The following is a 19,971-nucleotide window of genomic DNA, read 5'->3' on the forward strand; positions in this document are numbered from 1 at the left end:
CGGCCGGTGAATCCGGCGCGGGTGAAGGCGTCCGGCAGTACACTTGCAAAGTTCTTCAATTTCAGCAACGGATGCTGGCGCGGTGGACGGGCTTGAAGGGAGTCCGGTGGGGGTACAGGTTCCGCTCTACCAGGCGAAAGCAGAGTTCTTTCGCATGCTGGGGCATCCGGTACGGATCCGGGTGCTCGAGCTGCTGGCGGACGGGCCGACTCCGGTGCGTCAACTGCTGGCGGCCATCGAGGTGGAGCCGTCGAACCTCTCCCAGCAACTGGCGGTGCTGCGCAGATCCGGGATCGTGACCGCGACCCGGGACGGCTCGACGGTGGTGTACGCGCTGGCCGGCGGTGACGTGGCCGAGCTGATGCGGGCCGCGCGGCGGATCCTCACCGAGATGCTGACCGGGCGTGAGGAACTGCTGGCAGAGCTACGCGAGGCCGAGGCGAGCTCCGCCCTACCACAATGATCACAACATGCTGACCCCCAGCCTGCCCGGGGCCAATCCGGCGTACAGCATCCAGATCCGTGTGCCCGCCCGGGCGCTGACCCTGGTCCAGGGGATCATCGCCGACGCGCCGGGGGCCGTCACCTGCCAGGCGGACGAAGCGGGCAGCGGCGAGATACACCACATCACCCTGGACGCCGACAGCACGGCCACCCTGACCTGGCTGGGCAGCGTCCTGCGGCACCGCCTGGGCACCGACCTGCTACACAGCGAGGACCTCGTCTTCCTCRCCGCGTCCACCGGCAAGCTCGCCCAGCGGGTCTGCGCGGTCACCGCCACCGGCCACGACGTCGCGCTGCTGGACGCCGACGCGGACCGCCGCGTGATCACCCACCTGGCCGCACACCCCCTGCACACCGACCGCTACACCGGACGGTCGCGCCGGGTCKCCCTGGTGACCGACGCCAGCGCCGTGCTCGACTTCGAGCCGCTACGGGCCGAGACCGCCCTGCCCGCGGTGGAGTCCCAGGCGGTCCACCTGCACCGGGCCACCGGTCTCGACATCTTCCCGCTGCCCATCGCCGCCCACGGCCCGGACGACCTCGCCGCGGCCGTGCGCATGCTCGCCCCCGGCTTCGCCGCCACCATCCTGGTCCACACCCACATCCAGCATGTGCACGCCGCCCGCGCCGCGCTCGACACCGTCCCCCATCTGTTGTTGGACAGCGTCAACGACGGCCTCGCCGTCGCCGCCACCGCCGCGGCCGTCAACGCGCTGCGGCTGCGTTCCATCGACCCGCGCCGGGCCCGGGTCGTCCTGGTGGATCCGGGCCGCGGCGGGGATCTGTCCGGCCTGCTGATCGCCGCCGGTATCGGTGACCTCACCTTCTACGACCCGGTGCCCTACGGCACCGCCCCGCTGCACCAGCTCGCCGACGGCATCGACCTGATCATCGACCTGATCGGGCTGATGGCCCCGCCGCCGGGCGTCCCGCTGCTGCGGACCCGCCCCGAGACCCCGCCGCCGCTCGCCGCCGCCACGACCGCTCCCCGCCCGCTGCACGCCCTTCCCGGCCTGCTCACCGCGGCGATCACCACCCAGCGCCGGATCACCCCGGCGGCCCGCCTGGCCGCGGTGGAGGCGCTGGCCGCGCACGCCCGGGCCGGGGAACTGCTGCCGCCGCTGGACCATCCAGGCCTCACCTCGGCCGTGGCCGCCGCCGCCGCCCGCGCCCTGACCGGGGCTGCATGAGTGCCCGAGCGGTATGCGACTACTCGGCGGCGGTCGCGCCCTCGAAGTAGGTGATGTCCGTGGCCAGGGGCTCATCGGCGGGCGCGGGTTCGTATGTTGCCCCGGCCTCTGGGCGCAGGACGCTGGCCGCGATGAGGACGGCGACGGCCACGAAAATGGCACCGACGCCGAACGCGAGGTGGTAGCCGCCKGTCAGCGCCGCGGCGGTGCTCTCCCCGGCCCCGGTCAGATGGTCGGTGYGCGACGCCGACAGCGTGGCCAGGATCGCCAGGCCGAGCGCACCGCCAGCCTGCAGTGTCGTGTTGACCAGGCCGGAGACGAGCCCGGAGTCGGCGGGCGTGGCGGCGGACATGGCCAGTGTCGTCAGCGCCGGGAAGGACAGTCCCGCGCCGACACCGAGCAGCAGCATCGCCGGCAGGACGTCCGTGACATAGCTGCCGTCCACAGGTGCGCGGGTTACCAGGGCGAGCCCGGCCGCGCTGAGAACCAGGCCCGGCACCAGCACGGCACGCTCGCCGAAACGGGCGTTCAGCTGCGTGGAGAAACCGAGGGAGAGCAGCCCGATTCCCAACGAGACCGGCAGGAACGCCAGACCCGTCCGTACCGCGTCGTAGCCGAGCACCCGCTGCAGGTACAGCGCGCCGAGAAAGAACATCCCGAACATGCCGGCCACCATCAGGATCTGGATGRGGTTGGCCCCGACGACGTTGCGCGACCGGAAGACACGCAACGGCAGGAGCGGGTTGCGCGCGTTCGCCTGGCGCACGACGAACCCGGCGAGCAGGGCAGCCGCGACGGCGCCGAAACCGAGCGTGTGCGTGGAGGCCCAGCCATGATCGGCCGCCGCGACAATCGTGTACACACCGAGCATCAGCGCCGAGGTGACGAGAAACGCGCCCGCGATGTCGGCTCCCGCGCGCAGCCCGATCCCGCGCTCGGCCTTGAGCAGGCGCGCGGCCAGCACGGCGGTCACGATCCCGAGGGGGACGTTGACGAAGAAGATCCAGTGCCAGCTGATGGCCTGGGTGAGGACACCGCCGGCGAGCAGGCCGATCGAGGCGCCGGCGGATGCGACGAAGCTGTAGACGCCGATTGCCCTGGCCTGCTCCCGTGGCTGCGGGAACATCGTAACGATCATGCCCAGGATCACGGCGGAGGCCATGGCCCCGCCGACGCCCTGGACGAACCGTGCGAGGATCAGCATCTCCTGGCTGCCGGACATGCCGCACAGCAGGGACGCCGCGGTGAACACGCCCAGGCCGGTCATGAAGACGCGCTTGCGGCCGATCAGGTCGCCGAGTCGGCCGGCGAGGAGCAACAGGCCGGCGAAGGCGATCAAATAAGYGTTGACCACCCAGGCCAGGCCTGACTGGGAGAAATCGAGGTCGTTCTGGATGGCGGGCAACGCCACGTTCACGATCGTCCCATCCAAAATGATCATCAGCATCCCGACGCAGAGGACGACGAGCGCCGGCCAGCGGGAGTCGCCGGCCCGGGTGGCCGATGCGACAGGCTCGGTCATATGGTCGCCTCCTGGCGGCTCGGGGGTTCGGGATGGCTCGGGAAGCAGAACCAGAGGCGGCGCGGAAGAAGCATGATCGCGCCGCCGGAGGCCGGCTGGGCTCGCGAGCACCAGATGCGACCGTATCAGATAGTTTTGTTCGGGAAGATTTCTTCCGGAACTAATGGAGCCGGGGCGCGCGCCGCCGTACCGGCCGCTCGCACTGCACCGGCGTGGACAGCCGGCCCTGGACGAGCCGCACCAGCCCGTCGACAAAGGCGTCGCGCTCACGGGCCGGGAGTGCCGCGAGCACGTCGCCGCAGATGCGCGTCACGATCTCGTGGGCCTGGGCGGCCGTTCGCTTGCCCTCCTCGGTGACCCAGACGATCCGGGCCCGCCGGTCCGTGCTCGACGGCCGTCGCTGCACGAGYCCCGCCTTCTCGAGCTCGTCGATCGTCACCACCATCGTGGTCTTGTCGAGGGCGCACAGCTCGGCAACCTGGCCCTGGGTCAGGTCGCACGACATCGCGCTGGACAGGACGCAGTGACCGCGCGGTGAGATGCCGAGCTCGGTGAGGCCGGCCGTCAGCTCCGTGGTCAGCGCGTGGCTTGCCTGCGACAGGAGGAAGGCGAGGTCCGCGACAGACGCTGCCCGCGCGCTGGTGGCCATGGAACAAGCGTAGCAATATACATCCAGAACAAGATCTTTCTTATCGGTACGGCCGCCTCCGGTCTCACCGAACGGGTGCCGGCAGGGAGTTCCAGACCTGGGTGAGCCGGCTGAGGGTGGCGGCGCCCGTTGCCGGCAGGAGGTCGCTGACGCCGTCCGCCCGCAGCCCGTTGGCGGGGACGAACGGGGCGCCCTCGGCTCCCAGGCCCGAGCGGAACGCCTGACTGACCAGCCACGTCTGCGAGTCCGGCTCACGCAGGAAACGCAGGAAACCCGCGGCGGCCGCACGCCACCCCGCCGCCGTACCCGCCGGATACAGCGGCAGGTACGGATAGTCGGACACGGGTGTTCCGTCCGCGGGGTAGACGGCGGTCAGCGGGACGGCCGGCCCGCCCTGGTTGTGCCGCCAGACCTCCTGCTCGCTCATGACGAACATCGGCCCGGCGCCCGCCCGCGCCGCCCCGCCGACCCGTGAGCGCAGCTTCCGCAGGACGCTCACCACCGATGGCTGGTCCACCGCGACGGCGGGCAGATAGTCCTCCTGGCCGAGGCCGCGGGCGGCGCCCGTCCAGGCGACAAGCGCCTGGAGCGCGGAGGCGGACCGGGCCGGATCGGGCATCTCCACGCGCACCGGGCCCCACCCCGGCTGCCCGAGGGCGGCCCAGCCCTGGTCCGCGCTCAGCACGCGCAGCACGTCGGCCCAGGTGGGTGGGTGCTCCGCCCAGTGCAGGGCGTCGACCATGGGGGCAGGCAGCGCGAGGACCAGCGGCGAATAGGCCAGCGGCGGCCCGGTAGGCGCGGCGCTACCACCGGCTTCGCCGTCCGGCCGAACGGTCGCCGACCCGCTGCTGCCGAGCAGGCGTGACCACAGCGAACTGTCGGGAATCCACACGTCCGGACGGTCCCCGTACCGTGCGGTGTCCCACCCACCGGCCAGGGCCTCGACCACGGCCGCGGGCTCCTGTGCCTGGACCCGGATGGCCGTGCACTCCCGGCCCGGGCCGTCTGTGTAGCGGGCGGCCAGGGTGGAGACGGCGTCGGCGATGTCGGTGGCCGCGACCACGAGCAGCTGATCCGCCGGGCACGTCGCGCCGACCGGTGTCTGTCGCAGGTTGCCCACCAGCAGAGCGCCCAGAGCCGCCAGCGCGGTGAGCAGCGGGACGGCCAGTATCCGATACGAAAGCCGACCAGCCCACTGATGGGCGTGCKGACGAGCGTGGCGGGCCCGGTCGGGATGCATCCCGTGAGTACGGTGAACGGATCGGACGCGGTGGGATGATGTGCGCCGCATGCCGCGAACAATAACGACATCGCCGACCGGCCCCGCGCCGGCCGCCTGTGTCCCACCACCCTTCGTCCGCGTTCACTTCCAATTCGCCGGCCGTCCACACGGAGCACGATGTCACGTTTCCGGGCCACTGCGACCATCCGCATTCGCGTATTCCAGATACACGAGAATGCAGGTCGGGGGGCGGACGTGTTCACAATGCGGTGCACGCGGCCACGACGGGTGGCGCACGGCCGGTCCTCACCCGGGCCGCGGCTGACACCCGGGCGGCTGGTGCCACGGGTGGTAGCCGTCCGGCTGCTCGTCACCGTGTTCTGCCTGGCTCTGGCGGCCTGTACGGCGCAGAGACCGGACCGTGCCGCCGGGACAAGCCCGGATCCGCAGTGTGCCGCAGGTAAGCTGACCGGCGCGGGCGCCACCTTCCAGCAGAACCTGCAGGCCCGGTGGATCAGTGACTTCACCATCCGCTGCCATGACGCCCATGTGACGTACGAGTCCATCGGATCGGGCGCGGGTATTCAACGCTTCATCGACGGCAGCGTGGACTTCGCCGGTTCCGACGCCATTCTGACAGGACAGGAACAACAGGCCGCCAACAAACGCTGTACCCCACCGGACGGAGCCGGATCGGCCCCGACCGGGCAGGCTTTACACATTCCCGCCGTCGGCGGCGCCCTCGTGTTCATCTACAACCTGCCGGGTGTGTACTCCCTGCGGCTGTCGCCGGCGACGGCCGCGGGAATCTTCCAGGGCGGGATAACCACCTGGAACGACCCGCGGATAGCGGCGGACAACCCTGGCGGCGCCCTGCCCGCCCTACCGGTGCGTCCCGTGCACCGCGAGGACTCCTCCGGATCGACCGATGTCTTCTCCCGGTACCTCAGCGCGGCGGCGGGAGCGTCCTGGCGCCTTGGGATCGGCAAGGAGCTGCCCTGGCCGGGCGGTTCCGCTGCCGCCACAGGCTCGGCCGCGGTGACGGCCAGCGTCATACACAACCCGGGCAGTATCACCTACGTGGAACTGTCCTTCGCCGCTGAGCAGGGGCTGCCGACGGCGGCGCTGCGGACCACGTCCGGCACATATGTCACGGCCAACGGCACCAGCGTCGCCGCGGCGCTGAGCGCGGCCGGCGCGGCAGCGGGACAGTCCGACCGCGGAGACCTGCGGCTCCCGATCGACTACACACCGGACGACCCGCTCGCCTACCCGGCATCCGCGGTCACGTACACGATCGTCTGCGCGCGGGGGAACGGCAACGCCGAGCTCCTGCGCAGCTACCTCGCCTACACCCTCGCCCAGGGGCAGCTGAGCACCCGGACGATCGGCTACGCTCCCCTGCCCGACCCGGCCGTCTCCGTGGCCCGCCGGCTCGTGGCGAGCCTCGGCTGATCATGATCCAACAAGTCACCTCCGCCCGGGGCGCCGCGCCCACCGGTCGGGGTCGGCGCCGCCGAGCCAGCGGTCGATGTCGGAGCGCCACCAGACCCGGGTACCACCCCAGGTCGCGGTACGGTTCACCACCGCGGCCGGGGCGGGCGCGCGCGGATCGGTCCGAAGCCGATGGTCGACGGCCTGACGGGTCACGCCCAGCGCGGCAGCGATGTCGGACGAACCCACGAGCTGCGGTGAATCGCACACGGAAACGGACGATAACCGCCGGACGGCCCGTGCGACAGAGCCCGGGAGGGGAAGCCAGGACCACGGCCGGCCTACGGAGTGTCAAACCGGGGCGTCCCAGAAGCCGCCCCAGCTCGGCAGAGCCGTGTCGAACGAGCGCAGCGGCTGCTCGGCCCAGATGGTCTTGCCCCTGGGCGTGTACCTGGCACCCCACCGCTGGGTAAACTGCGCCACCAGGAACAGCCCCCGACCGCCCTCGTCGGTGGTGCGGGAGTGCCGCAGGCGCGGCGAGGTGCTGCTGCCGTCGGACACCTCACAGATCAGCGTGCGGTCACGGATGAGGCGCAGCCGGATCGGTTCGGTGGCATACCGGATCGCGTTAGTGACCAGCTCGCTGACGACGAGCTCGGTGGTGAGCACCTCCTCGCCGCACCCCCACGCGACCAGCTGCCGGGCCGCGTGGGCGCGGGCGAGCGCCACCACGGCCGGATCCAGGGGCAGATCCCAGGAGGCGACCCGTTCCGCCCGCAGGGCGTGGGTACGCGCGAGCAGGAAGGCGACGTCGTCCTCGGGGCGGTCGGGCAGCAGCTCCTTGATCACCCTGTCCCGGATCTCCTCCAACGGGCGGTCCGCCCGGTTCAGCGCCGCACGCAGCTGCCCGAGCCCGGCGTCGACGTCGTTGTCCCGGTCCTCGACCAGCCCGTCGGTGTACAGGGCCAGCAGGCTGCCCTCGACCAGCTCCAGTTCGGTGGACTCGAACGGCAGACCGCCAAGGCCCAGCGGCGGGCCCACCGGCAGGTCGAGGAAGTCCACCGTCCCGCCGGGACTGACGAGCGCGGGCGGGGGGTGGCCGGCCCGCGCCAGCGTGCAGCGCCGGCTGACCGGGTCGTACACCGCGAAGATGCAGGTGGCCCCCAGCACCGCGGTGCTGGCGCTGCCCGCGGCGTTCTCCTCCTCGTCGGCGAGCCGGATGACCAGGTCGTCCAGGTGCGCCAGCAGCTCGTCGGGCGGGAGATCGAGGCCGGCCAGGGTGTGCACGGCGGTGCGCAGCCGTCCCATGGTCGCCGCCGCGTGCAGCCCGTGGCCCACGACGTCCCCGACGACCAGGCCCACCCGGGCACTCGACAACGGGATCACGTCGAACCAGTCCCCGCCCACGCCCGCGCTCTCGTCCGCGGGCCGGTAGTGCGACGCCACCTCCACGGCGGTCTGCCCGGRCAGGCTGTGCGGCAGCAGGCTGCGCTGCAGGGTCAGGGCCGCGGCGTGCTCCCGGGTGTACCGGCGGGCGTTGTCGACCCACACCGCGGCCCGGGAGGCGAACTCCTGCGCGATCAGCAGGTCGTCCTCGTCGAACGGATCCGGGCGCACCCGCCGGACGAACGTGGCCACCCCCATGATGACGCCACGGGTCCGGATCGGAACCACTATCAGCGACCGGAGGCCGAACCGGCGGATCTTCGCCCACCGGGGCCGGTCCCGCGCGATCCACGGATTCGTCGCGACGTCCAGCACCGGTTCCAGCACGGGCCGGCCGTCGGTCAGGCAGCGGGCGGCGGGAAACGACGGCTGGACGACGTCCCCGGTCCGCGCGACCGACTCCGGGCACCCGGGGAGCACCGAGCGCTGYCCCGCCCGCCGGATCCGGGACGTGCCGGTGACGGGCTGCGCCGGTTCCTCACCCCGCAGGACCGACTCCAGCAGGTCGACGACGACGAAGTCGGCCAGCCGCGGCACCGCCACGTCCGCCAGGTCCTGGGTGATACGCATGACGTCGAGGCTGCTGCCGATACGCGCGCTGGCGTCGTTGAGCAGAGCCAGCCGCTGCTGCGCCCGCCAGCGGTCGGTGACGTCGACGACGATGTAGCACACCCCCAGGACCCGCCCGGCCGAGTCGTCCAGCCGGAAGAAGGAGGTGGAGTAGGCGTGCTCCCGGTGGGGGTCGGCGACCGTCCGGCCGCGGTACTCGAAATTCATGATCGGCACTCCGGTCCGGAGCACCTCGCGCATCCGTTCCTCGATCTGCTCGGCGGGCAGGCCCGGCATCAGCTCACTCAGTCGCCGGCCGAGGCGGGCATTGCGCGACACGCCGCCGGAACGCGCCAGCGCGTCGTTCAGCCACCTGTACCGCAGCTCCTCGTCCAGCAGGGCCATGCCGATCGGCGACTGGGCGAGCATGCCGCCCAGCATCAGCTGGTCCACCATCCACCAGGGCATCTGCGCGTCGTCGGAGGCGAGCACGAGCCAGCTCGCGCCGTCGTCCGGGCCGAGCATCGGACAGACCCGCGCGTAGAGGTTCATGCGGTGACCGTCCGCGTGCACGGTGGGCAGCCGCCCGCCCCAGCCGCCGTCGGCCCGGCACCGCTCGGCCTCGGCACGTACCGCCGTGCCGTCCACCGACCGGTGCAACAGCGCGGTGGCCGGACGGCCGAGCACGTCCGCGGCGGCACGGCCGACCATCCGCTCGGCGGCCCGGCTCCACCGGACCACCGTGCCCAGCCGGTCGAGGACCACGCTGGCCACCGGCAGCGGCCCGAACGGATCGCCGCGGACAGTGACATCCGTCGCCCCGGGTGTCTCGGATACGTCCATCGCCGGACGTCCTACCCAGGCCGCCCCGCCTTATCTGCTCCCGCTGTGCGGGATAGTAGGTCATGACACCGGGAATGCCGGGGGGCGGCGGACGGCCGGCCTTCCGGCCGATGCTCGCGCCCCCTTGCCCACTCTCCGTACTCTGTTGGACGCTGCCTTCTGATGCCTCCGCTCGCTGAGCTGGTCGAACGCCTGCCCGATCTGATGGTTCGTGACCAGCGCCGCCTGCAACGCCGCGTCGACGGCGCGCGCAGGATACGCAACCCCCAGGCCCGCGCGGCGGTGACCGCCGAGATCGCCGCCGACGTCGAGGTGGCCACACTTCGCGTGCAACGGCGGCTGGCGGCCGTGCCGCCGATCACCTATCCTCCGGACCTGCCGGTCAGCCAGCGCAGGGACGACATCCGCGCCGCGATCCGCGACCACCAGGTGGTGATCCTCGCCGGTGAGACCGGTTCCGGCAAGACGACGCAGCTGCCGAAGATCTGCCTGGAACTCGGCCGGGGAGTACGCGGGCTGATCGGTCACACCCAGCCACGGCGCCTGGCCGCCCGCGCGGTCGCCGAACGCGTCGCCGAGGAGCTCGACGGCCCGGACGCCCGGCCGGGCGCAACCGTCGGCTACAAGGTGCGGTTCACCGACGAGGTCGGCGACAACAGCCTGATCAAACTGATGACGGACGGCATCCTGCTGGCCGAGATCCAGACCGACCCGCTGCTGTGCCAGTACGACACGCTGATCATCGACGAGGCCCACGAGCGCAGCCTCAACATCGACTTCATCCTGGGCTACCTGCGGCAGCTCCTGCCGCGCCGGCCCGACCTGAAGGTCGTCATCACCTCGGCGACGATCGACCCGCAGCGTTTCGCCCGCCACTTCGGGGACGCGCCGGTGATCGAGGTCACCGGCCGCACCTTCCCGGTGGAGGTCCGCTACCGGCCGCTGGTCGTGCCGGCCGGCGCCGCCACTGACGCCGACGCCGGTGGCGGGACCGACAACGGGAGCGGCGACGGCCCGGGTGCGATGATCGAACGCGATCTGCCGGAAGCGATCACCTCCGCCGTGGACGAGCTGTGCGCGGCCGGGCCCGGCGACATCCTGCTCTTCCTCAGCGGCGAGCGGGAGATCCGGGACACCGCCGACGTCCTGGCGAAGAGGCAGCTGCCGAACACCGAGATCGTGCCGTTGTACGCGCGGCTGTCAGCCGCCGAACAGCACCGGGTGTTCCAGCCCCACACCGGACGCCGGATCGTGCTCGCCACCAACGTCGCGGAGACGTCGCTGACCGTCCCGGGCATCAGGTACGTCGTCGACCCGGGCCTGGCCCGTGTCTCCCGCTACAGCAACCGGACGAAGGTGCAGCGGCTGCCGATCGAGGCGATCTCGCAGGCGTCCGCGAACCAGCGCAAGGGGCGGTGCGGGCGGGTCGCCGACGGGATCTGCATCCGGCTGTACTCCGATGACGACTTCGACGCGCGCCCGCGGTTCACCGACCCGGAGATCCTGCGTACCAACCTCGCCTCGGTCATCCTGCAGATGACCGCGCTGGGGCTGGGCGACATGGCGGACTTTCCCTTCATCGACCCGCCCGACTCGCGCAGCATCTCCGACGGTGTGCTCCTGCTACGGGAGCTCGGCGCCGTCGAGACGGCGAGCGCACCGGAACAATCGGGAAAGCCGGCGGCGCCGGGCCGGGCCGGTGCGCGGATGCGGCTGACCCCGCTGGGGCGCAAACTGGCGCAGATTCCCCTCGACCCCCGGCTGGCCCGCATGGTGCTGGCGGCCGGCGACAACGGGTGCGTCCGCGAGGTCATGGTCATCGCGTCCGCGCTGTCCATCCAGGATCCGCGGGAGCGTCCCGTCGACGCGCAGCAGGCCGCCGCGGAGAAACACGGCCGCTTCACCGACCAGCAGTCCGACTTCCTCGCCTACCTCAACATGTGGGAGTACCTGCGGGAACAGCAGGAGCAGCTGTCGGGAAACCAGTTCCGCAGGCTGTGCCGGGCCGACTTCCTGAACTACCTGCGGGTACGGGAGTGGCAGGACGTCCACAGCCAGCTGCGCCAGATCGTGAAAAGCCTCGGAATACCCGTCGGCAGCACCCCGGCCGACCCGCGGAACATCCACCTGGCGCTGCTCGCCGGCCTGCTGWCCCACATCGGTGTCAGGGACGCCGACAAGCAGGAGTACCAGGGGGCGCGGGGCTCCCGGTTCGCGGTCTTCCCGGGATCGGCGCTGTTCCGGAAGCCGCCGCGCTGGCTGGTGGCCGCCGAGCTCGTCGAGACGTCCCGGCTGTGGGCGCGGACCGTCGCGCGCATCGAACCGGAATGGGCCGAGGCACTCGCGCCGCACCTGGTGAAACGCACCTACAGCGAACCGCACTGGGAGAAGAAACAGGCCGCCGTGGTCGCCTTCGAGAAGGTGACCCTGTACGGGCTGCCGCTGGTGACCTCCCGCCGGGTGAACTATTCCGCGGTCGATCCCGCCCTGTGCCGGGACCTGTTCATCCGTCACGCCCTGGTGGAGGGCGACTGGCAGACGCACCACGCGTTCTTCCACGACAACCGCAGGCTGCTCGACGACGTCGAGGAGCTTGAGCACCGGGCGCGCCGGCGCGACATCGTCGTCGACGACGACACCCTGTTCGACTTCTACGACCAGCGGATCCCCGCCGACGTCGTCTCCGGCCGCCATTTCGACAGCTGGTGGAAGAAAACCCGCCGCTCCCAGCCGGACCTGCTGGCGTTCTCCGCGTCCATGCTCGTCAGGGCCGGCGCGGACGGCGTCGACGAACGCGACTACCCCGACGCCTGGCGGCACGGGGAGCTCACGCTGGCGCTGTCCTACCAGTTCGCACCCGGCACGGACGCCGACGGGGTGACCGTGCACATCCCGCTGCCGCTGCTCAACCAGGTGAGCGCCGACGGTTTCGACTGGCAGGTGCCGGGCCTGCGGGCGGAGCTGGTGACCGCGCTGATCCGCTCGCTGCCCAAGCAGATCCGGCGCAGCTTCGTGCCGGCGCCGGACTACGCCGCGCGGGTGCTGGCGGCGGTGACCCCGGCGGACGGGCCGCTGCTCGCCGTGCTGGAACGCGAACTCGACCGTCTCACCGGTGTGGCGGTGCCGCGGGAGTCCTGGCAGCTCGACCGGGTACCCGACCATCTCAAGATCACATTCCGGGTGGTGGACGAGGAGCAGCGCACCCTCGCCGAAGGCAGGGACCTGGCCGCGCTCGTCGACCAGCTGGCGCCGACGATGCGCGCGGCGGTCTGCGCCGTGGCCGACGGCGTCGAGCGCGACGGCCTGCGGACCTGGGACTTCGACGCGCTCCCGCAGCTCGTGGAACGGCAGCATCCCGGCCCCGGCCGGCCGGCGCGGGCATACCCCGCGCTGCTGGACCAGGGGCGCAGCGTGGCGATCCGCGTGTTCGCCACCGAGGCCGAGGCACGCCAGGCCATGTGGCTGGGCACGCGGCGCCTGCTGCTGCTGAACATGCCGTCCCCGATCAAACAGATCAACGCGCGGCTGAGCAACACCGCCAAGCTGACGCTGAGCCATCATCCGTACCGCGGCGTCGTCGAGCTGCTCGACGACTGCGTCGCCTGCGCCGCCGACAAGCTGATCGCGGCCGGCGGCGGGCCCGGGTGGGACGCCGACGGGTTCGCCAAACTGCGGGGCATCGTCCAGACCGACCTGGACGAGACCGCGTTCGACGTGGTGACGAAGGTGGAGCGCATCCTCGCCACGGCGCACACCGTCTCCGGGCAGCTGGCCGACTGGCAGGCACGCGTGCAACCACAGCCGCYGCCGGGACGGTCGCGGGAGCCCGCCCGGCGGGCGGGGGCGAGCGCCGGCCTCGCCGCGCTGGCACCGGCGCTGGACGACATCCGCTCCCAGCTCTCGGGGCTGGTCTATCCGGGTTTCGTCAGCGCCACCGGCTGGCAGCGGCTGCCCGACATCGCCCGCTACCTGGCCGCGATCGAACGGCGGCTGGAGAAACTCCCGTCCGACCCGGACCGCGACCGGCAGCGCATGCTGCAGGTCGAGCAGGTGACGCTGGAGCACCAGCGGCTGCTCGACCGGACACCGCCGGACGGCCCGCACGGCGAGGAACTCCAGCGGATCCGCTGGATGATCGAGGAACTGCGCGTCGGCCTGTTCGCCCAGACCCTGCGCACCGCCTACCCGATATCAGCCGAACGCATCTTCCGCGCCCTGGACCAGCTACCCCTCTGAGCAGGAATTACCGTCCCTTCCGATCGGTTGGGTGCAGATGCGGTGGGGGCTGTGTCGCAACGGAGAGTCGATCTCACGAGGAGAGTGGGGCACGTGTCGCTTCGCCCTTTCGGACGCACCGGAGTCCAGGTCAGTCCGCTGACACTCGGGGCCATGATGTTCGGCGCCTGGGGCAATCCCGACCATGACGAGAGCATCGCGATCATTCACCGCGCGCTCGACTCGGGCATCAACGTCATCGACACCGCGGACGTCTACTCGCAGGGCGAGTCCGAGGAGATCGTCGGCAGGGCCCTCGCCGGTGGCCGGCGGGACGAGGTGGTCCTCGCGACGAAGTTCCACGGGGTGATGAGCGACCGGCCCAACCACCGCGGCAACTCCCGGCGGTGGATCGCCCTCGAGGTCGAGAACAGCCTGCGCCGGCTGCGGACCGACTGGATCGACCTCTACCAGGTCCACCGCCCCGAGCCGGGCACCGACTTCGACGAGACCCTCGGCGCTCTCAGCGACCTCGTCCACCAGGGCAAGATCCGCTACATCGGGACGTCGACCTTCGAGCCGTCGGGCATCGTCGAGGGGCAGTGGATCGCCGAGCGCCGCGGGCGTGAGCGCGTCGTGTCCGAGCAGCCGCCCTACTCGATCCTGGCCCGGGGCATCGAGYGGGAGGTCCTGCCGGTAGCGCAACGCTACGGCCTGGCGGTGATCCCGTGGAGCCCGCTGGCCGGCGGGTGGCTGTCCGGCCGCTACCGCAAGGGCGCCGAAACTCCGGTGTCGCACCGCAGCACCCGCGTCCCGGGCCGGTTCGACCTGAGCCGGCCGGCGAACGTCGCCAAGCTCGAGGCGGTCGAGCAGCTGACCCTGCTGGCCCAGGAGGCCGGGCTGTCCCTGATCCACCTGGCCCTCGCCTTCGTCCTGGAGCATCCCGCCGTCACCTCGGCGATCATCGGCCCGCGGACCCTCGAACAGCTCGAGTCCCAGCTCGACGCCGCCAAGGTGACGCTCACGCCGGACGTGCTGGACCGTATCGACGAGATCGTCCCGCCGGGTACGACGATCAACCCCGAGGACGCCGGCTACCAGCCGCCGTCCCTGACCAACCCCGCCGCACGCCGCCGCGGCAACGGCAACGCGGCCCACTGACCGACCACTGGAATCCACCCCGTACCTCTCCGGGGCGCCACATGCGCTGGCATGTTGGCATATGTCGTAGCACATGCGGCGCCCCGGAAGACCCTGATGGATCGCGGTATGGCGTCGATCTATCATTGATCAGGAACACAAGGTCGCAGGGAAACAACCCGAGCTGGGACAGCCCGACCTGGGAGATGATTTCGACGTGCGCACTGTGATCCTCGGCGAACGCCCGCATGTTCTCGACGAGTTCATCGCCCGACGCCAGGCACTCGGGCAGGACACCTTCGACGAAGTGTGGGACGGGGAATATCACGTGGCACCGGGACCATCCGCGGAACACGGCCGCGTCGACTACGAGCTGAACGCTCTGCTGCTCCCTCGCGCGCGCGCAGCCGGGCTGGTGGGCACGGGCCCGTTCAATCTTGGCCGCCACGACAACTACCGGGTCCCCGACGGTGGTCTGCACCGCGGGCGGCCCAGCGGGGCGTTTCTGCCCACCGCCGCCGTGGCCGTCGAGGTCGTCTCTCCGGACGACGAGACCTACGCGAAGATCGATTTTTATGCCGCGCACAGGGTGGACGAGCTGATCGTCGCCGACCCCCTGCACCGGACCGTGCGGATCTGGCAGCTCGTCGACGGCAAGTACGACGAGACCGGGCAGAGCGACCTGCTCCAGGTCAGCGCCGCGGAGCTCATCGACGGCATCGACTGGCCCTGAGCCGGCGCCACCCTCCCCCACCTCTCGCTGTTCTTCGTTCAGCCCTCTTGCGGTCATCTCTCCGTCAAAAAGTGATATCACTATGATAGTGTTCTGCCCGTCGATGGCAGCGGCGGTGACTACGGCGCACGAGGGGGATCGGCCATGAGCACTGACGGCTCCGAAACGGTCACGCGGGAACCCGCGACGCAGGTCCAGGAGCGGTCCATGAACGGGAGGTCCGGCTGGGCCGGGCTCGGCCTGAGCCTGGCGGTGGTGTTAGTGCTCGGGCCCGGCGGCATCGCGGGCGGGGTGCTGCTGGTGACGGCGTTCACCGGCCCCGGCCTCGCCGGGGGCGTGGTGCTGATCGTGATCAGTGGTCTGCTCGTCCTCGGCGGCCTGGTGACGCTGTTCGGCCTGACCGCCGTCGCGCCCGGCCAGGCGCGCGTGGTGTCCCTGTTCGGCCGCTACACCGGGACGATCCGCACGACCGGCCTGCGCTGGGTGAACCCGTTTTCGAGACGACGCAAGATCTCGACCAGGATCCGCAACCACGAGACCGCCACGGTCAAGGTCAACGACGCGGACGGCAACCCGATCGAGATCGCTGCCGTGGTGGTCTGGCAGGTGCGGGACACCGCACGGGCCGTCTACGAGGTGGACAGCTTCGTCGAGTTCGTCGGCACCCAGGCCGAGACCGCGGTGCGGCACATCGCCACCAGCTACCCGTACGACAACCACGGCGACGCCGTCCTCTCGTTGCGGGACAACGCCGCCGAGATCACGGGCAGGCTCTCCGAGGAGATCACCGCGAGGGTGGCGCCCGCCGGGGTGGGGATCATCGAGTCGCGTATCACCCGTCTGGCCTACGCTCCCGAGATCGCCCATGCCATGCTGCGCCGCCAGCAGGCCGGCGCCGTGGTGGCCGCCCGCCAGCGGATCGTCGAAGGGGCGGTCGGTATGGTCGAACTCGCTCTCGCCCGGCTCGAGGCACAGGACGTCGTGACGCTGGACGACGAACGCAAGGCGACCATGATCAGCAACCTGCTGGTCGTCCTGTGCAGCGAGCAGTCCACGCAGCCGGTGGTGAACACCGGCTCGCTCTACCACTGACAGACAGGTGACGGAGCGGAAGAAGGTCCTGCTGCGGCTGGATCCCGCCGTGCACGACGCGCTCGCCCGCTGGGCCTCCGCCGAACTGCGCAGCACCAACGCGCAGATCGAGTTCCTGCTGCGCCGGGCGCTGTCGGAGGCCGGACGGCTACCCGGGAACGTCGAGCGTATGCCGCGCCGTGGACGCCCTCCAAAGCCCGACCCGACTCCGGACACCCCGACTCCGGACGGCCCGGATGCCGACGCCCGCACCGGGACCCGGGATGTTCACGACGCGGTCGACAAAGAGCATGGCGAAGGAAGGACGCAGCGGTGAAACTCCCCGAATCTCTCCCGGCGCGGCTCTACCTGGTTTCCTGCGATCCCGACAGGGAGCGGTTGACCGGCCGCCCGTACCTCGGCTACCTGCTGCGCGCCGCAGCGCTCACCGACYTGTTTCTCGCCGGCCGTCTTGTCGATGTGAGGGGCAGGGCACAGGTGATTCCGCCATCGGCGGCAACAGGCCGTGTCCGGGATGTGGATCCGCTGCTGGAAGGCATCCTCAGGAAGATCGAAAGGTCGTCACGGCCACGTTCGTGGAAATACTGGATCCGGCGGGAGGCCCGCCCAACCGTACGCGCCGTGCGGGACCAGCTGGAAACGGCCGGTTGGATTCGTGTGGAGCCCCGCCGGATACTCCTCCTGTTCCCCGCGGACACAATCACCGTGCGGGATCCGCGCGTCGTCAGGGAACTGCGCGGCAACGCCGGCCGGGTGGCGCGCGGCGGTGTCCCGCTGGCGCGTGTCGACCCGTATGACGCCGCCGTTGTCGCGCTTGCCGCCGCCGCCCGGCTGAAGACCGTGCTCACCCGGGCACAACGGCGTGAGCACCGGGCGCGGATCGCCCAGCTGACCGAGCTGTGCGGCCCACCGCCAATTGCGCTGCGCAAAGTAATCGCCGCCGACCAGGCATCGGCCGCGTCCTGAAATCCCGGACCGCTGCCGCCGCTGGCAGCCGGTGGCCGACAGCCGTCCCGCGTTGCCGGACGGCCCATGGCCGCGCCGGCCGGCGTTCGCTATAATTGATCTGTTTGCCATGACTGATCGATACCCGGAGAAACGCCGGTCCCAGAAACAAGGAAATGATTCCGACAACATGAACAGTACAGGAGAGGAAAGCTGTGACGACGTGGTACACGGCTGATCTCCACTTCGGCCACACGAACATTCTGGTCTATGCCTCCCGTCCCTGGCCCGACGTCGAGACGATGAACGCCGGCCTGGTGCGGCGGTGGAATGCCGTCGTGGCACCCGAGGACACGGTGTGGGTACTCGGGGACGTCTCCCTGACACCGACGAAACTCGGCCCGGTCGCCGAGCTGAACGGCCGCAAGATCCTCGTCGCGGGAAATCACGATGCCTGCTGGTCCGGGCACCGCCGGCACACCGGTCAGGTCCAGCGTTACATCGACGCGGGTTTCGCCCAGGTCCACGCCGGCGGAGTCGTGCGGGATCACCGCATCGGCGACCGTCTCGTCACACTGGCGCACTTTCCGTACCACGGCGACCACACGGAGCAGGACCGCTATGCCGACCGCCGCCCCGAGAACGACGGCCGGCCGTTGCTGTGCGGGCACRTGCACGACGCCTGGCAGATCCACGACCGGCAGATCAACGTAGGCGTGGACGTCTGGGACTGGACCCCCGTCCCAGCGGAGAACATCGTGCGTCTGCTCGACCAGCTCGACACCGCGACCCAGCCCGCACTCCGGTAGCGGCATTCCGGGATTGCACAGTCAGCAGTGGGGGCGGGGCTGACAGGCTGGTGGCCGCTCGCCCGAGGTCATCGCCCACGAGATCGGCGAGGGCCTCCAGGCCGCCCTCGCCGAGTTCGCTGCGAGCACCGGGCTGACGCAGGTCGGCCCCGGGCGGTGTCCAGGGGCCGCGTTCGTTCGGCGGCTGTGTTCCGCGGAACACGCTGCCGGGGCCGTGCGGCTTCCATGGGCTCCGAATGATCAAGACGGACCGCGTCTTCGACCGCGACTTCGAGTGGCGTCATCTGGCGGCCTTCGTCTCGCGCTCCGGCACACGGCCGCGCCTGGGCGTGGTCAGCGGGCGGAGTCGCTGCGCCTCTTCGCCACGGCTCTGGCCGAGCACGCACATGTGCCTGTGCCCCAGCGGTTCGCGAACTGGGACGAAGCGATCGTCCATCTGTTCTCGGTGGCCGGTGGCTGGCCCGGACCAGTCGTGATCAACGAATTCCCGTATCTGAGCACAGTGTCCCCCGAGCTCCCGTCGATTCTTCAGCGGGAGATCGACCGGGCGGTCTCCGGTGGCAACAGCATCGCGCTCCTGTTGTGCGGCTCGGCCATGTCGGTGATGGGAAATTCGAGCAGATCTGCCGTGAGTTCGCGATCGCGACACCGACCGACACCTTCGGGGGCCTGCCGGCGGAGGTCGGAGCCGGTGTCATCACGGACCCGGCGAGCAGAACGCGGATGGAGGTCAACGTCGTTGTGCTCGCGCCGGCCGATCCGGGTGAGCCGCGCCGGGTGCTTTCCCTGGGTGAGGCGAAATGGGGCGAGATCATGGGAATCCGGCAGGTCGAGCGGCTGCGCCGGGCCCGCGACCTGCTGGCCGCCAGAGGATTCAACACCCGGGACACGGTGATCGCCTGTTACAGCGACGCCGGTTTCGATCCCGAACTACACGACACGACCGACCGTCTGCTGACCGTCGGCCTTGAGGATCTCTACGCGGACGGGGACTGACCTACAGCCCGGAGGGGGCGGCCCGGAAGTCGGCGATGGCCGCCTCGTCGCCGCGGATGTCGACGGCGGCCTGCTCCCGGCGGTTGAAGGCGTAGAGCAGCAGTTCGGGGGCCGCGCCGGCGAGGACGACCTGCCGCCCACCGGAGCGCAGCACCAGCCGGCCCCCCCCGTCGGTACACTCCGCCACGACGCCGACCGGGGACCTGCGGAAACCAATCTTGCCGACCACCTTCAGCGCCTTCCACAGCCTGTCCCGCTCGGCGGTGTCGAGATCCCGCTGCTTCCAGTCCGGCTGCGCCCGCCGGACGTCCTCGTTGTGGACGAAGTACTCGACATGGTTGAGCAGCTCGTCCACCAGCGAGAGGTGGGCTGGATGCCACACCGGCGCGCCCTTGCGGACCAGAGCGACAAGATCCTCGTAGGAGTGCGACTCCCTGGTGGCCCGTTCGACGCGCTCAGTGACCTTGTGCAGTTGYGGTATCGCGAGCCCGGGCAACGTCTGCGGCTTGCGGTCCCGGGCGACCAGGTGGGCGGCCAGGTCGCGGGTGGTCCAACCGGTGCACAGCGTCGGCTGGTCGGGGCCGAGCTCCAGCAGGAGGTCACTGAGTTCCCGCCGCTCCTGCTGCGCGTACCGTTCCTGCGGTGTCAATCGCACCATAGCCAGCACTCTAGCCGCCAGCGC

The 19,971-nt window shown here is 70.8% G+C and carries 17 protein-coding genes; 11 read left to right on the forward strand and 6 right to left on the reverse strand.

All coding sequences use genetic code 11. The features are described 5' to 3' along the window. Nucleotides 1-106 precede the first annotated feature (106 nt). Nucleotides 107-463 carry a helix-turn-helix transcriptional regulator gene (locus BL254_RS06860; RefSeq protein WP_235433241.1) on the forward strand — a complete coding sequence of 119 codons (357 nt, stop codon included), beginning with the start codon at nucleotides 107-109 and terminating at the stop codon, nucleotides 461-463. Between the two features lie 7 nt (nucleotides 464-470). After that, complete coding sequence (locus tag BL254_RS06865) at nucleotides 471-1,694, forward strand: malic enzyme-like protein (RefSeq protein ID WP_076842839.1); 1,224 nt, start codon at nucleotides 471-473, stop codon at nucleotides 1,692-1,694. 19 nt (nucleotides 1,695-1,713) lie between these two features. On the opposite strand, the gene BL254_RS06870 is transcribed toward BL254_RS06865, so the two are convergent. The 3 genes from BL254_RS06870 to BL254_RS06880 form a co-directional block, all read right to left on the reverse strand. Next, on the reverse strand, nucleotides 1,714-3,216 hold the full coding sequence (locus tag BL254_RS06870; RefSeq protein WP_076842840.1) for an MFS transporter: 1,503 nt from the start codon (nucleotides 3,214-3,216) through the stop codon (nucleotides 1,714-1,716). A gap of 160 nt (nucleotides 3,217-3,376) precedes the next feature. Continuing rightward, complete coding sequence (locus BL254_RS06875) at nucleotides 3,377-3,865, reverse strand: MarR family winged helix-turn-helix transcriptional regulator (protein WP_047221438.1); 489 nt, start codon at nucleotides 3,863-3,865, stop codon at nucleotides 3,377-3,379. Nucleotides 3,866-3,929: 64 nt separating this feature from the next. Beyond that, nucleotides 3,930-5,105: a substrate-binding domain-containing protein gene (locus BL254_RS06880; protein WP_076842841.1), complete on the reverse strand. Its 1,176-nt coding sequence runs from the start codon at nucleotides 5,103-5,105 to the stop codon at nucleotides 3,930-3,932. Between the two features lie 246 nt (nucleotides 5,106-5,351). On the opposite strand from BL254_RS06880, the gene pstS reads away from it, so the two are divergent. Continuing rightward, complete coding sequence (gene pstS / locus BL254_RS06885; RefSeq protein WP_175648312.1) at nucleotides 5,352-6,542, forward strand: phosphate ABC transporter substrate-binding protein PstS; 1,191 nt, start codon at nucleotides 5,352-5,354, stop codon at nucleotides 6,540-6,542. Between the two features lie 15 nt (nucleotides 6,543-6,557). Here the strand turns inward: pstS and BL254_RS06890 are convergent, their stop codons facing one another. Continuing rightward, nucleotides 6,558-6,770, reverse strand: a complete 213-nt coding sequence (locus BL254_RS06890; RefSeq protein WP_371390134.1) for a hypothetical protein — start codon at nucleotides 6,768-6,770, stop codon at nucleotides 6,558-6,560. A 102-nt stretch (nucleotides 6,771-6,872) separates the two neighbouring features. Beyond that, nucleotides 6,873-9,359 carry a SpoIIE family protein phosphatase gene (locus tag BL254_RS06895; RefSeq protein WP_076842842.1) on the reverse strand — a complete coding sequence of 829 codons (2,487 nt, stop codon included), beginning with the start codon at nucleotides 9,357-9,359 and terminating at the stop codon, nucleotides 6,873-6,875. Between the two features lie 162 nt (nucleotides 9,360-9,521). Between BL254_RS06895 and hrpA the strand changes: the two genes are divergently transcribed. The 8 genes from hrpA (at nucleotide 9,522) to BL254_RS27610 (ending at nucleotide 19,289) form a co-directional block, all read left to right on the forward strand. Further along, the gene (gene hrpA, locus BL254_RS06900) at nucleotides 9,522-13,595 is read left to right on the forward strand and encodes an ATP-dependent RNA helicase HrpA (RefSeq protein WP_076842843.1); all 4,074 of its coding nucleotides are present in this window, start codon (nucleotides 9,522-9,524) and stop codon (nucleotides 13,593-13,595) included. 93 nt (nucleotides 13,596-13,688) lie between these two features. Then, a complete protein-coding gene (locus BL254_RS06905) occupies nucleotides 13,689-14,735 on the forward strand; it encodes an aldo/keto reductase (protein ID WP_076842844.1) in 1,047 nt (348 codons plus the stop codon). 196 nt (nucleotides 14,736-14,931) lie between these two features. After that, nucleotides 14,932-15,447 (forward strand): Uma2 family endonuclease, encoded by a 516-nt coding sequence (locus BL254_RS06910; protein WP_076842845.1) that lies wholly within the window; start codon nucleotides 14,932-14,934, stop codon nucleotides 15,445-15,447. A 144-nt stretch (nucleotides 15,448-15,591) separates the two neighbouring features. Continuing rightward, a complete protein-coding gene (locus BL254_RS06915) occupies nucleotides 15,592-16,539 on the forward strand; it encodes an SPFH domain-containing protein (RefSeq protein WP_047221432.1) in 948 nt (315 codons plus the stop codon). A 7-nt stretch (nucleotides 16,540-16,546) separates the two neighbouring features. Further along, complete coding sequence (locus tag BL254_RS06920; protein ID WP_235433239.1) at nucleotides 16,547-16,855, forward strand: hypothetical protein; 309 nt, start codon at nucleotides 16,547-16,549, stop codon at nucleotides 16,853-16,855. Beyond that, entirely contained in the window at nucleotides 16,852-17,505 is a 654-nt protein-coding gene (locus BL254_RS06925; RefSeq protein ID WP_047221431.1) for a GPP34 family phosphoprotein, read from the forward strand. Before BL254_RS06920 ends, BL254_RS06925 begins: the two co-directional genes overlap by 4 nt. A gap of 194 nt (nucleotides 17,506-17,699) precedes the next feature. After that, entirely contained in the window at nucleotides 17,700-18,293 is a 594-nt protein-coding gene (locus BL254_RS06930) for a metallophosphoesterase family protein (protein ID WP_076842846.1), read from the forward strand. Between the two features lie 582 nt (nucleotides 18,294-18,875). Next, nucleotides 18,876-19,289: a hypothetical protein gene (locus BL254_RS27610; RefSeq protein ID WP_052914224.1), complete on the forward strand. Its 414-nt coding sequence runs from the start codon at nucleotides 18,876-18,878 to the stop codon at nucleotides 19,287-19,289. A 1-nt stretch (nucleotide 19,290) separates the two neighbouring features. Here BL254_RS27610 and BL254_RS06940 read toward each other — a convergent pair whose 3' ends face one another. Next, nucleotides 19,291-19,947 carry a TIGR03085 family metal-binding protein gene (locus BL254_RS06940; protein ID WP_047221429.1) on the reverse strand — a complete coding sequence of 219 codons (657 nt, stop codon included), beginning with the start codon at nucleotides 19,945-19,947 and terminating at the stop codon, nucleotides 19,291-19,293. Nucleotides 19,948-19,971: the final 24 nt, after the last annotated feature.

The organism is Protofrankia sp. BMG5.30 (assembly GCF_001983005.1).
In the GTDB taxonomy this organism is placed as follows: Bacteria; Actinomycetota; Actinomycetes; order Frankiales; family Frankiaceae; genus Protofrankia; species Protofrankia coriariae.

Coding starts and splice junctions, on each gene's coding strand:
- pstS (WP_175648312.1), top strand. CDS start 5,352: ATGCGGTGCACGCGGCCACGACGGGTGGCGCACGGCCGGTCCTCACCC.
- BL254_RS06915 (WP_047221432.1), top strand. CDS start 15,592: ATGAGCACTGACGGCTCCGAAACGGTCACGCGGGAACCCGCGACGCAG.